The following is a 13,929-nucleotide window of genomic DNA, read 5'->3' on the forward strand; positions in this document are numbered from 1 at the left end:
TTGCGGCTATTTGAAATCTGTGCTTTAAATTCATCTAAAGCGTTTTTTCTTAACTGTATAATTTTGAACTTTGAAAATATATAAAAATACCTCTGTATAAACGCTTTAAAATGCCAAGAGCTGTCATAATATTAAAATTGGTAAAGTAGTTGATGATTGTTCTGTATTATATCTTCATTAAGTAAAACAGTAGTGCATCATAGATTTTATACCATTTGCAAATACTATTTATGAGATGAACACGGAAGCGTTAAGAGGTGTGTTGTCATTGTAAATCTTACTGTCTTCTTTTAAATTTCAAGAATTCTATGATTTTTATATTCAAATCAATTTCATTTTAGCATTTCTTTCTTTTATTTTAAATAAAAGCTCTGCTAAAATAAAAATATTCAAAGTGTGAATCTTATGAAGGAGGGTAAATCAATGATGACATCTATTATTAAGAAAATAACAAATCTCATCTTTAAGAATATAATACATACACAATATCCATACAAAAAGGTTATCATAAATATCGTGTGTGCTCTTCTCTTTGCTGGTATAACCCTGCCGGCAGGTGCTCAGCAATATAAACTTGGCGACATAGAAATTCTCAATCCTTGGACACGCGAAACACCTAGAGGTATAAGAGTTGGTAGCGGTTATCTCTACATTATCAATCACAGTAATACCCCAGACCGTTTGGTTTCTATTTCCACAAACGGAGTAAAAACAACAGAGATACACTCTATGGCTGTCGTTAATGATATTATGAAAATGGAAAAAATGCACAATGGCATTGAAATTCCGGGAAATGGCGAAATCACGCTTAAGCCTGGCGGTGATCATATTATGTTCATGGGGCTTTCACAACCATTTAAGTTAGGTGATAAAATTAGCGCAAAATTAACATTTGAGAAAGCAGGAACCATTGATGTTGATTTCTCTGTAAACGCTATGAAAGTACCATCACCTTCTAAATCCTCTCCTGTTCACTAAGCTCCTTTTATTATAAATACACACTTTATAAAATGAAGAAGCGTGAAATTTTTTACGCTTCTTTATTTTTTGTTTAATGCCATCAGTAAAAAATTATCCCCTTTGATGAATTAACTATGGTCAATTTCAGGAATACGTAAAACTTGTCCAGGATAAATTTTATCGGGAGATTTTAGCATTGGCTTATTGGCTTCAAAAATAAATGTGTTTTTATTACCTTGCCCTTTTCCATAAACCTCTTCAGCAATTTTCCAAAGATTATCACCAGATTTAACCTCATAAAAGCGAGAAGTTTTTCTAGGCGTTGTATCTATAACCTTTAATTGATTAACATCTACAGAAGAGATACCTTGTGAATTGCCAACAACCAGCAGTGCTTTTTCAAGTGTTTCCCTATCTGAAACTTCACCGCTTAAAATAGCTTTACCGTCTTCAACTTGAATATTGACTTTTTCTGTACCGAGTTGAAAATGATCAAATGCTCTCTTAAAATCCTTTTCTTTTGGTTCATGGTCCCCAATACCTAACTTTTCCCCTACAGTTTTAATAAAATTAAAAAATCCCATTACGACCTCCTTTCGTGTAGCAGAAACAAATTTTTGTGCATATATTGCCACATTCTTTTCTTTGCTCTTAAAACACATAGGCAGATTTTCTAAACTTCAACAATCAAAACTACATCTGTTCAATTATGAGACAAATACAATAATAAACTTTGTAATAAACCTTGATAAAAAAAGCCTTTATGAAAATTTTCTCTCAAATGAAGGGATCTTAATAGACGTAGAAACATTATAAATTATGAAAGCAAAACAATATTTTACAGTAATGACAAAAGGTTTTTTACTTTGCTACAATTTGTATCATATTTGTTTTGCAAAAAAAATATGAACTCCCATATAAATAAGTGTGGGTAATTTGCTACCACAGCAATAGAAAGGTCTAAGAAACCATGAAAGATACACCAACAATCACGCAAACGATTGTACTTGTTGATGATGATCGCAATATTTTGACATCTTTATCTTTTGCGCTTGAGACAGAAGGATATCGGGTTGAAAGCTATACAGATGGAGCATCTGCACTCAAGGGTCTCACACTTCACCCTCCACACTTAGCTATTTTTGATATTAAAATGCCCCGAATGGATGGGATGGAACTTTTGCGTCGTTTGCGTCAAAAATCTGATCTTCCAGTTATTTTTCTTACCTCTAAAGATGATGAAATTGATGAATTATTTGGTCTCAAAATGGGAGCTGATGATTTTATTACTAAACCTTTCTCCCAACGTCTTCTTATTGAACGCGTGAAAGCTATTTTACGCCGTTCTAATGCACGTAACCAACCGCTTTCTACAGGAACTTCTTCCACCTCTTCTCTCAAACGCGGAGATCTTGTGATGGATCAAGAACGCCACACCTGTACATGGAAAGATAAACCTGTTATTTTAACCGTTACGGAATTTTTGATTCTGCAAACCTTAGCACAAAGACCAGGAGTTGTAAAAAGTCGTGATGCTTTAATGGATGCTGCTTATAGTGATCAAGTCTACGTAGATGATCGCACCATTGATAGTCACATTAAACGTCTGCGTAAAAAGTTTAAACAAGTGGATGATGATTTTGCAATGATTGAAACACTTTATGGTGTAGGTTATCGTTTCCACGAGGTATAAAACTACTTTGTCGCAAAAATTTGAATGGCAATCAAATCGATGACAGACAATTCTCAACTGGAAACTTTACAAAAAACAACCGTTAATGGTACATCCTCAACGCCATTTCTTATGTTCGCTCGTTTGCATCTTCGAACACAACGTCTCTTTAGACAATTGCTTTTTTCCAGCCTCACACGTCGCATTGTTATATTAAACATTGCTGCTCTTGCTGTTTTAGTTACAGGCATTTTATACCTTAACCAATTTCGCGATGGTTTAATTGAAGCAAAAATCAAAAGTTTATGTACCCAAGGAAAAATTATTGCTGGGGCTATTGCTGCTTCTGCAACAGTAGATACAAATTCTATCCTCATTGACCCTCAAAAACTCTTAGAGTTACAGACTGGTGAAAGCGTTACACCCGCTCCTCAATCAACCGATTCTTGGGATTTTCCTATTAACCCTGAGCAAGTTGCCCCTCTTTTACGGCGTCTTATTACACCTAAAACGACAAGAGCACGTATCTATGATCGTGATGCTACTCTCCTTCTTGATTCGCGCGTTCTTTATTCTAGTGGAGAAGTTTTTAGTTATGATTTACCCCCACTTAAAACAGAACAAAACATGTGGGATCGCCTTACTTCATGGTATTCAAGCGCATTTTATGGCAAAGGTATTGCTCTTGACAGAGAACAAACAAAAACCAGTGGTATTGCTTATCCAGAAGTGTACCGCGCATTAAACGGATCTCTTGCTACGGCTAAAAGACGCAACAGACAAGGGCAATTAATTGTTTCTGTTGCCGTTCCTGTTCAACGCTATCGCGCAGTGGTTGGAGCTCTTCTTCTTTCAACCACTGGTTCCGATATTGATAACATTGTAAAAGGCGAAAGACTGGTTATCTTTAAAGTTTTTGCCGTTGTAGGTAGCGTACTTTTGGTTCTTTCTCTCTTTTTGGCCCATACGATTGCCCATCCATTAAGTAAATTATCTGCCTCGGCTAATCGAGTGCGTAATGGTAATAATCAGCGTGTAGAAATTCCTGATTTTTCAATGCGTGAAGATGAAATTGGTCACCTTTCAACTTCTATTCGTGATATGACTAATGCCCTTTATATGCGTATTGAAGCCATTGAACGCTTTGCTGCTGATGTAAGCCACGAATTAAAAAATCCTCTCACCTCTCTACGCAGTGCTGTTGAAACGCTCCCTCTGGCTAAAAATGAAGAAGCACAAGAGAAATTGCTGGAAATTATTCAACATGATGTGCGCCGCCTTGATCGGTTGATTACAGATATTTCTGATGCATCGCGACTCGATGCAGAGCTTGCACGAGAAACCGCAGAGATTGTTGATATGACACCGCTTTTGGAAAGTCTTGTTCATGCTGTTCAGGAAGTGTATCGTAATACGCAAACTATTGATATAAGCCTTAATATTGTCCCACGTCCTCATGGAAAAGCTTATCTTGTATTGGGACATGAACTTCGTTTAGGACAAGTGATTTCAAATCTTCTTGAAAATGCGCGTTCTTTTATTCCTCGGAATCGTGGCAAAATTTGCATTACTATGAAAAGCCATGCTTCAACCCTTATTTTAACCATTGAAGATAATGGCCCAGGTATTCGTTCAGAAAATATTGAACGCATTTTTGAACGTTTTTACACAGATCGACCAAATGAAGATGCTTTTGGACAAAACTCTGGACTTGGCCTTTCTATTAGTCGGCAAATCATAGAGGCTCATAATGGGACAATTACAGCCGAAAATATTATTGATCCTACACTTGGGAAGTGTAAAACTGGTGCACGTTTTACTATTATGCTTCCGCTTGCTAAATAAATCTTTTATCCAAAGTAAAAAACATGAAAACAAAATGTGAAATACTCCACGCAAATTGCCTTCAACTAGGCGGCAAGGGGCTGTTAATTATAGGTCCATCCGGATCAGGAAAATCAACCATCACCCTTTCTTTGCTTGACCGCGCTGAGTGGTCAAAACGTGAAGCGAAGCTTATCAGTGATGATTATACAATGTTGCGTGCGGAAAATGGAAAGCTTCACGGATACACTCCTGATAATTTAGAGGGCGGCATCGAGATTCGTGGCGTTGGTCTTTATATGATAGAATTTGAAAAGCACACAACTATCGATTGTGTTATTTTTCTCGGTCCGGAATATGAACGTTTTTCCACAAATAAAACTTTTCAATTTGAAAATTTGCACATTCCTCTTTTAAAACTTCCCTCTCTTCGTGAAGCCGATTGTACAGCCATTTGTCAAGCTATTGAAGCATTTTTGTTTAGAAAAATATGGCAAAAATCTGTCTAATTTTTTCTAAAGATAAAAAAATCACAATTTTTGCCTTTTTTTTGCAAATTTTTCTTGGCAGCAAGATAAAGCCTTGTACAATGTCTTTCCCACCAACTATGGTTGGGTCTTATTAGTTAACAGGAGTTTGCGTAAATGATTGGACTCGTGCTTGTAACGCACGGTGAGCTGGCTGTCGAATTTTTACATGCCGTGGAACATGTTGTTGGAGTACAAGAAAAGTTCGCAACAATATGCGTTTATCCCGATGACGATATAGATCAGCGCCGAGGTGATATTATAGCCGCAGTAACCGATACAGATACGGATCATGGCGTCATCATATTAACAGATGTGTTCGGTGGAACACCATCAAATATAGCTATTCCTGCTATTGAAAAAGGACGCGTTGAAATGATTGCGGGTGTTAATTTGCCCATGCTTATTAAACTGATTTCTATTCGCAAATGTCCTGATATTTCATTATCAGACGCGTTAAGAATAGCACAAGAAGCAGGGCGTAAATATATTAATGTACCAAGTATGATTTTATAGCGGATAATAAAATACCAATGTTTTCCAAAGATACCCTCCCATGTATAAGTCGTCATTTCAATATCTGTAATAAACGTGGGTTGCATGCACGTGCTTCTGCAAAATTTGTACAAACTGTTGACAATTTTAATGTTACTGTTGAAGTTGAAAAGGACGGGAAAATTGTTGGCGGATCATCAATTATGGGACTTATGATGCTAGCGGCTTCATCCGGTTGCAACCTCACCATTCGTGTTTCAGGACCAGAAGCAACAGATGCTCTTAATGCTCTTGAAAAGCTCATCAATAACAACTTTGGAGAGGAAAACTAGTGCTTTTTCATCATAAACAAAGATGATAATTCTTAGAAAATAGGAACTTTCCATCATTATTTTGAATTTTAATTTCTCTTCCCGCTTTTATACCAATATTCATATCCATTATAGATTGGCATAATTATCATAAATGTAAAAGCTTATAGTAATTTTGTTATGCTCGATTTTTTTCTTCCTTTCCTAACATTATTTGACCAATTTGAATAGTTTTGCGTATTATGGCTATTCCCCGACTTAATCATATAATTAAATTTTTACAGAAAAGAGAACTCTTTACCTTGTATTAAAGTATGCTTTATTTTAGGCTAAAGATAAATGTCAAAATAATTTCGCACATCAAAAATCTATCAACTTTTCTTATTTTCTGCTAACTTTGTAGCCTTTATAATACACAAGTAATCTTCCATTGCACATCATTGTGATACAGATCCTGAAAACGCAATTCTTATCAATATCATAACCATTTTCTTAAAACAAATAAGCTGTGTATATTCATAATTATGGTAAGCATTTTTTAAACATTATTTTTCTATACTATTGCCTTATGTTCTGTGGTAGACAACTCACTCTCGTTATCTATCATTGTGCTTGGAGTGGCATCTTTTCATTGTAAAGAGGTAATATTGTGGGTCGTCTATTTAGTGCCCTTCAAATTCCTCAACAAACAACACAACAACTTGTGTCGTTGCAAAGTGGCTTACCAAATACGCAGTGGATTAATTCGCAAAATTTTCATGTCACCTTATCTTTTTTTGGCAAAGTTGAAAGTTCTACCGCAGATATACTTATGCACGCCTTTGACACAATAAAGCTCTCTCCTTTTATGCTACAAATAGATGGTTTTGATATTTTTGGTTCAGAAAATACTGCCCCCTCTCTTGTTATTCGCATTAAACCTTGTAAAGCTCTCAATCTTCTACACGAAAAGATGCAATCTATCCGTAGCCATTTAGGTCTAACACCTGATGAAAGAGAATTTACTCCACATATTACTATTGCGCGACTGCTTGATACTAAACCTGAAGACCTTGTTCCTTATCTGTTCTTTCGAAGGAATTTTTCATTTCCTCCTTTTGAAGTTGATCATTTTGTTTTATTTTCATCGCCATTTCCCTCAAGCGATGCCGTGTATGTTGTAAAAGGAAATTGGCCACTTCAAAGATAAAAGGGTGTTTATAACACCCTTTAAAAACCCTTTAAGAAAAGACTTCATATATGTGTAATTGCAGGGAATACTGCATTTTATGTTGGAGATTTATTATTGATGTGTTTTAAGCCGAATCAGCTTCAACAGAAGCTTCTTTTGCTCCTCCTTTAGCTACACCCACTATAGCTGGACGTAGTACCCTTTCCCCGATAATATAACCTGCCTGAACCACTTGTTGAACAGTATTATCTGGAACATCAGCATTGGGAATTTCAAACATCGCTTGATGAAAGTGAGGATCAAATTTTTGCCCCTCTGGATGAATTTTTTGCACCCCATGACGTTCTAATGCTGCCATCATGGCACGTTCAGTCATTTCAACGCCTTCTGCCAATGATTTCAAACCAGCATCACTCTCCCGTGCACCTTCTGGAATAGCTTCCAAAGCACGATTGAGATTGTCAGAAACCGATAACATATCCCGTGCAAAATTAGCAATGGAATAAGCTCTTGCATCCGCCACATCTCGCATAGTACGGCGTCGAAGATTTTCCATATCTGCAACAAGACGTAAAAGCTGATCTTTCAGTTCTTTATTTTCATCCTGCAAAGACGCTAAAAGATCACTAACCTCATTGCTTTCTGTTTCAACGACTTCGTGTTCCTCTGTTTTATGTGTTTTTAAAAATTCATCGGCTGCCTGTTTAAGTGTATTACGATCAGCTGGATTTTTTAAATCACAATTTTCAAATGAAGCGTCAGTAAATTTGTTTTTTTCATCAGACATAAAAATTTTATTCCTTCATAAGATTCGTTATTCTCGATATCGAAATTCTACAGACAAAAATCAAGGGGTAGCGATGTATATAATACAATGAGCTTTTATAGTACAAATACTTACTTGCATCGTTTTAACGCAATAACTGTGACACAAGTTGAGCTGTATAATCAACCATGGGCACAATCCTTGCATAATTAAGCCGTGTAGGACCAATAACACCTAAAGCACCAATGACTCTTTGTTGTGAATCTCGATAAGGTGCTACAACTAAAGAAGAACCAGAAAGTGAAAATAACTTATTTTCTGAACCAATAAAAATTCTAACCCCAGAACCTTCATCCGTTAAATCGAGAAGCTGTGCCATACTCTCGCGCGTTTCAAGATCATCAAACAAATGGCGTAACCGTTCTAAATCTTCTTCTGCTTTCACATCTTCAAGTAAATTGCTACGCCCGCGAACAATGAGGTGTATTTTATGATCAGCATCTTCTCCTCCCCAAAGAGCTAATCCCGTTTCAACAAGATGATGTGATAAATCATCAAGTGCGGCCCTTGTTTCTGCGCATAAGCGGGCAATTTCCCCTTTAGCTTCACTCAATGTACGCCCTTGAATATGGGCATTGAGAAAATTCGTTGCTTCCGTCAATTGTGCATGGGTAACCCCTTCTGGTAAATGAACAATACGATTTTCAACTTCACCTTGTTGAGTCACCAAAACGGCAAGAGCATGCTCCCTATCAAGGCGCACAAATTCAATATGTTTCAATGTTCCTTCTTGTTTTGTTGCTAAAACAAGCCCTGCCCCACGTGAAAGATCTGAAAGAACTCGGCTTGCTTGAACAAGAAAATGTTCAACCGATTGTGCATGACCAGCCTCTTTGACTTGCATTTCAATATTTTCTCGCTCTTCGTTTGGCAAATCACCCGCTTCCATAAATGCATCAACAAAAAAGCGTAAACCTGATTGTGTTGGCATTCGACCCGCAGAAACATGTGGTGCATAAATCAAACCGAGGTGTTCAAGATCACTCATCACATTGCGAATCGTCGCAGGCGATAATGTCTGTTGTAAAAGCCGCGAAAGATTACGTGATCCTACAGGTTCACCATCATTAAGATAAGCTTCAACAATATGGCGAAAAATATCACGCGAACGTTCATCAAGATATTTTAGTTCATTATCAATAGTTTTGTGCTTCATCACAATTGTTTCACTACTTTTAAAATCCTCATCTCTTATATAAGTTTTGCCAAGGTTTGGTCAAATAGTCTAAAGTAGTATAAAAACATATTATCCTATTGAGCTGTAAAATGCTACCTTTCAGAGTGATGCTTGATAAATTACGCAGGAAATATTTTTGTTAGAGTGTGTGAGAAATATTTAAGATTAAGAATTGATCTGTAAAGTGGTCTGCTGTAGGGACTTGTCAAGAGAATCTAGCTTGATTAAAAACCGCTGTAAATAGAAAATTTCACCCTTTAGAGCAAGCAGAATGTGTGTGTATGAGCATTTAAACCGTTTTTAGCACAAAAATAATTCCCCTTTCATTTTTGGAGAAATCTATATGAGAAGCATAGCAGATAAAAAACTTGTCATTGCTACACATAACACCGGAAAATTGCATGAAATCACTACTTTAATTACGCCTTTCGGTTTAATAATACAATCGGCAAAAGAACTGGGCTTGCCAGAACCAAAAGAAACAGGAAAAACATTTGAAGAAAATGCTTATATTAAAGCTTTTTCAGCAGCAAAAAAGACAGGACTTCCTGCCCTCTCTGATGATTCAGGCTTAGAGGTAGATGCATTGGAGGGTGCGCCAGGCGTTTATACCGCTGATTGGGCAATTCAAGCCGATGGTACACGTAATTTTCCAAAAGCTATGAAAAAAATAGAAAATGAACTCCAAAAAGTCGGAGCACGAGAAAAAAACCAACGGAAATGCCGTTTTATATCCGTCATTTGCATTGCATGGCCTGATGCTCATGCAGATTACTTCCGCGGATGCGTTGAAGGAACGTTCATTTGGCCTCCACGGGGAGACAAAGGCTTTGGTTTTGATCCTATTTTTTTACCCGATGGATATGAAAATACCTTTGGAGAAATGTCAACAGAGCAAAAACACAACTGGAAATGTAATGATATTCCCCCTCTTTCACATCGCGCACGTGCTTTCAAACTTTTGGCAGAAAACCTTTTAGCATTCTCATGAATGAACCTTTTGGCATTTACATTCATTGGCCCTTTTGTGCAGCTAAATGTCCTTATTGTGACTTTAATTCGCATGTTCGCATCCATGGTGTTGATCAACCACGTTTTGTCACCGCCTTTAAGCGCGAAATAGAAACGCAATACCACAAAATAGGCCCACGCCATATTACAAGTATTTTTATTGGTGGAGGAACCCCTTCTCTTATGGAGCCGCAAACTGTCGATGCCCTATTGCAAGCACTTGCAAAAAAATGGGTAGTCGATGATAAAGTTGAAATTACATTAGAAGCTAATCCATCCAGTGTGGAAGCAGAGCGCTTTCGTGGATACCGTGCGGCAGGTGTTAATCGCTTATCTCTAGGGATACAAGCGCTCAATGATAAAGTATTGCGCAAACTTGGCCGACTCCATAATGTGGAACAAGCTCTTTGCGCTATTACTTTAGCACGGCAAATTTTTCCACGTTTATCTTTTGATCTCATTTATGCCCGCCCCGAACAAACCCTTGAACAATGGAAATCTGAACTTGTACAAGCAATTGATTTAGCAGCGGACCATCTTTCTCTTTATCAATTGACGATCGAAGAAGGAACCGCCTTTAAACGGCTTCATGATGCAGGAAGACTTATCCTTCCCCCATCAGAGCTAGCAGCAGATCTGTATCATCTTACTCAAGAAATAACGGCACTACATGGACTTCCTGCCTATGAAATCTCAAACCATGCAATGCCCGGTGCCGAATCAGCACACAATCTTCTTTATTGGCGTTATCACCAATATGCAGGCTTTGGTCCAGGAGCACATGGACGTTTCATTGAGCATACACCGAATCATTCCTCTTTCTGTTCAAAAACATTGTCATCACACCTTGAAAACCGCGAACGTTATGTCACAATAAATGAAAAGCATCCCGAACAGTGGCTTAATTTGGTAGAAACAACAGGACATGGCTGTATTGAAACGGAACATTTAACCACTGAACAACAGGCAAATGAAATGCTCCTTATGGGATTACGCCTTTGCGAAGGCTTAGAACTTATACGCTATGAAACCTTAAGCCCTAAACGCATTCCAATGGAAAAACTGATCGATTTACAACACCAAGAATTGATAGAAATGGTGGATAACCAACGCTTAAAAGCAACAACCAAAGGACGTATTGTTCTTGATCACATCATCAGCCAACTCGCAAACTAAAGTTTTTATAACAACATACTTATTTTAATCATAATTATCATTTTTCACAGCAAAGGTGAGATTAGAATATCGTGAGATTCTCTCATTTCAAAACTATTTATAGCAAGCTAGTTACCGCCATTTGCTTACACCTTAAAAAGGGAGAAGCATGTGGATAAAAACTATAAAAAAGGAGTAAAAAGGCCTCTTATGAACACTCTTAAGTGCTAAAAGCTATTGCAATATTTTGAGCTAGAAAGTGTATGGTGCTCTAACTTTATTTTTCATAAACATAAAGATGGGGAGGCATTATAGATTTTATATTACAACATTCATAAGCACCGTAGTAGCACAAATGTGACAAACATTGAGAAAATTTCTTTAAAACAAGTATGTGAATGCATAATACGATAATGTATTGTTCTTTATGAAATCGTGGCACCATTTAAAGAACCAGAGAAATAAGCATGAAGCCATGCATCAGTCTCTGATTATTTAAAAAGATATTACTCTAGTTACTTTTGAAAACCGTAAAGCCGAATAAAAAAGAAAGTAAAAAAAGCACGCTGATTTTCACCTTTATACCTTTTATATTTTCCCTCAATGAGGTTATGTTTGTATGTCTGTTTCAGAGATTATAAAAAATAGATATACACAATGCTTTTATCCTATTCTGGCATGTAAAAGCTGTTATCGCAAAAAATACTGAACCAATATTTATTTGAGATACGCGGCCGTATGATCGGTATTAATTTATAGGTAACAGCAACATCATGAGCTTTACTAAACAAATAATGCACTCAAATGACAAATATACTAAATATGAATCGGTATTGCTTTGTTAGCGAGTGAAACGATGTTAATCTCATATGATCTTACTTGTATGCGTATATGCTTATAAGTGTCTATACGCGTCCTTTAAAGTTATTTAATTAAAAAATTGAGAATAATACTAGGACAATCCTTGGCTAAAGAAGTCAACGTGATGCTACAAAAGAATTTCTGTGTACCTTTATCATAACCAATATTAAAGCTGATTAAATAACCTCACCTTCTATCTCGTAATGATATTGCAACGGAAGTTCTTGGGGACAAAAAAAGCAGAGCAAAATATATGAAATAAAATAAACTTAAAGCGCTTTTCCTATAGTCTTTATTCTAAGAGAGTCTAATTGGAACAAGAAGTGCCTTTTGTGAGAGCTCAGAAACCATATTAAAACATGAGCTGTGAATGAGCGCATTTATGTTGTACGAACTTTTTACAATAGCAGCATGTTTTTGTGTGTCTTCATGGCTTCAACCTGTCACTACACAATGATGATATAATATTCATTGTTTTCCATATATGATTGCACCGCCTTTCTACACCTTAAAGAACGAATATTTTCAATCCAATATGGTCTAAACAGTTCTGCTTCTTCAAGCAGGTCTCTTTTGGCTTTTCAATTATGTAATTCACTTAACTTAAAGACTCTACAGGCAAGAATCCCAACTTAAGAATATTCATTACTTACTCTAAGACTACTTAATATATTAAGTTTTACGAGTCTCGTATCACCACACCATAAATGGCAATATCTTATGGCACAACAAGATAAAGGTATTTTTGAACCAGCAACCTTTTCTTTATGCAAAAAATTCAATAATAAAACGCTCATAAATAGTAGTAAGTGTTTCCATTGCATCAAGGGCTACACACTCATCTACCATATGCATCGTTTGCCCTGGTAAGCCAAATTCAACCACTGGGCAATAATCCTTAATAAATCGCGCATCTGAAGTACCACCAGAAGTGGAACATTCTGGTATATTCCCTGTTACACTTTTAATAGCATTGGATAAAGTTTGAATGAGTTTATCATTTTTGGTCAAAAAAACATCTCCTAAACTTGGAATCCATTCAAGCTGATAAGAGGGATATTGATCACCATTGTTTTTTGATTGCACCAAAGCAAGACGCTTTTCAATTTCCTTCATCAGTGTTTCTTTTGTCCAAAGATCATTGTAGCGTATATTAAAATGAACTGTTGTCTGCGCTGGGATAACATTGACCGCTAAATTACCGGTATCGATGCTTGTTAGCTCTAAATTACTGGGTTGAAAATTTTCTGTCCCTTTATCTAAGACGATTTGTGTCAATGCTTGAATAAGCTTACTTGCCAAAGGCAAGGGATTGGCAGCCCTCTCTGGAAAAGCAACATGACCTTGACGACCCTTCACGGTAATAACACCAGAAATCGATCCGCGGCGACCAATTTTGATAATATCACCAACAGTCTTTACGCTTGTTGGTTCTCCCACAAGAGCCGCAGTCCATTTTTCGCCTTTTTTTTCTGCCCATTTGAGAAGTTTTACCGTACCATTAACAGCAGGCCCCTCTTCGTCACCAGTAATTAAAAGGCTTACCCTTCCTTTAATGGGTCGTTTCTCAAGAACTCGCGCTAGAGCCGCAATAAAACAAGCGATACCACCCTTCATATCAACAGCACCCCGCCCATATAATTTCCCCTGATCTATAACAGCTTCAAAAGGTGGGTAAGTCCAATCTTCCAATGCACCTGGCGGTACGACATCCGTATGACCCGCAAACATAAGATGGGGTCCTTCACTCCCCATTTTTGCATAAAGATTTTCAACATTATCTGTATTTTTATCCGTAAAAACAGGGCGATCGACGTGAAATCCCATTTTTTTCAAAAATTGTTCCAAAGTTGATAAAGCCCCTGCTTCATGAGGTGTAACAGAAGGACAACGAATAAGTGCCTGTAATAGCTGAAGTGGATCTGTAAGAACAGACATA

13 protein-coding genes are annotated in these 13,929 nt (G+C 37.0%); 9 read left to right on the forward strand and 4 right to left on the reverse strand.

The features are described from left to right. The first annotated feature begins 423 nt into the window (after positions 1-423). The gene (locus ACFINX_RS00475) at positions 424-978 is read left to right on the forward strand and encodes a copper chaperone PCu(A)C (protein WP_375611390.1); all 555 of its coding nucleotides are present in this window, start codon (positions 424-426) and stop codon (positions 976-978) included. 110 nt (positions 979-1,088) lie between these two features. Here ACFINX_RS00475 and lysM read toward each other — a convergent pair whose 3' ends face one another. Next, positions 1,089-1,544: a peptidoglycan-binding protein LysM gene (lysM, locus tag ACFINX_RS00480; protein WP_375668155.1), complete on the reverse strand. Its 456-nt coding sequence runs from the start codon at positions 1,542-1,544 to the stop codon at positions 1,089-1,091. A 386-nt stretch (positions 1,545-1,930) separates the two neighbouring features. Here lysM and ACFINX_RS00485 point away from each other — a divergent pair, with 386 nt between their 5' ends. From ACFINX_RS00485 to thpR, 6 genes are all read left to right on the forward strand, one after another. After that, entirely contained in the window at positions 1,931-2,653 is a 723-nt protein-coding gene (locus tag ACFINX_RS00485) for a response regulator transcription factor (RefSeq protein ID WP_005774392.1), read from the forward strand. A gap of 39 nt (positions 2,654-2,692) precedes the next feature. Then, complete coding sequence (locus ACFINX_RS00490) at positions 2,693-4,477, forward strand: stimulus-sensing domain-containing protein (protein ID WP_375611388.1); 1,785 nt, start codon at positions 2,693-2,695, stop codon at positions 4,475-4,477. 23 nt (positions 4,478-4,500) lie between these two features. Then, a complete protein-coding gene (locus tag ACFINX_RS00495) occupies positions 4,501-4,965 on the forward strand; it encodes an HPr kinase/phosphatase C-terminal domain-containing protein (RefSeq protein WP_375611387.1) in 465 nt (154 codons plus the stop codon). A 135-nt stretch (positions 4,966-5,100) separates the two neighbouring features. Further along, positions 5,101-5,499 (forward strand): PTS sugar transporter subunit IIA, encoded by a 399-nt coding sequence (locus tag ACFINX_RS00500; RefSeq protein WP_375611386.1) that lies wholly within the window; start codon positions 5,101-5,103, stop codon positions 5,497-5,499. Between the two features lie 17 nt (positions 5,500-5,516). Continuing rightward, a complete protein-coding gene (locus tag ACFINX_RS00505; protein ID WP_012754483.1) occupies positions 5,517-5,810 on the forward strand; it encodes an HPr family phosphocarrier protein in 294 nt (97 codons plus the stop codon). A 628-nt stretch (positions 5,811-6,438) separates the two neighbouring features. After that, positions 6,439-6,978 carry an RNA 2',3'-cyclic phosphodiesterase gene (gene thpR / locus ACFINX_RS00510; protein ID WP_375668156.1) on the forward strand — a complete coding sequence of 180 codons (540 nt, stop codon included), beginning with the start codon at positions 6,439-6,441 and terminating at the stop codon, positions 6,976-6,978. Positions 6,979-7,084: 106 nt separating this feature from the next. On the opposite strand, the gene grpE is transcribed toward thpR, so the two are convergent. Beyond that, the gene (gene grpE, locus ACFINX_RS00515) at positions 7,085-7,747 is read right to left on the reverse strand and encodes a nucleotide exchange factor GrpE (protein WP_375611384.1); all 663 of its coding nucleotides are present in this window, start codon (positions 7,745-7,747) and stop codon (positions 7,085-7,087) included. 124 nt (positions 7,748-7,871) lie between these two features. Beyond that, positions 7,872-8,942, reverse strand: a complete 1,071-nt coding sequence (gene hrcA, locus ACFINX_RS00520; protein ID WP_273790224.1) for a heat-inducible transcriptional repressor HrcA — start codon at positions 8,940-8,942, stop codon at positions 7,872-7,874. 364 nt (positions 8,943-9,306) lie between these two features. Here hrcA and rdgB point away from each other — a divergent pair, with 364 nt between their 5' ends. Together rdgB and hemW are read left to right on the forward strand one after the other, a co-directional pair. After that, the gene (gene rdgB, locus ACFINX_RS00525; protein ID WP_375606138.1) at positions 9,307-9,954 is read left to right on the forward strand and encodes an RdgB/HAM1 family non-canonical purine NTP pyrophosphatase; all 648 of its coding nucleotides are present in this window, start codon (positions 9,307-9,309) and stop codon (positions 9,952-9,954) included. Then, positions 9,951-11,150, forward strand: coding sequence for a radical SAM family heme chaperone HemW (hemW, locus tag ACFINX_RS00530; protein ID WP_375638155.1), 1,200 nt, complete (start codon positions 9,951-9,953; stop codon positions 11,148-11,150). The genes rdgB and hemW overlap by 4 nt, the downstream gene beginning before the upstream one ends. 1,605 nt (positions 11,151-12,755) lie before the next feature. On the opposite strand, the gene dapE is transcribed toward hemW, so the two are convergent. Next, entirely contained in the window at positions 12,756-13,928 is a 1,173-nt protein-coding gene (dapE, locus tag ACFINX_RS00535) for a succinyl-diaminopimelate desuccinylase (protein ID WP_375611380.1), read from the reverse strand. Position 13,929: the final 1 nt, after the last annotated feature.

The sequence above is a fragment of the Bartonella sp. AP36NXGY genome, from assembly GCF_042195865.1.
Classification (GTDB): Bacteria; Pseudomonadota; Alphaproteobacteria; order Rhizobiales; family Rhizobiaceae; genus Bartonella.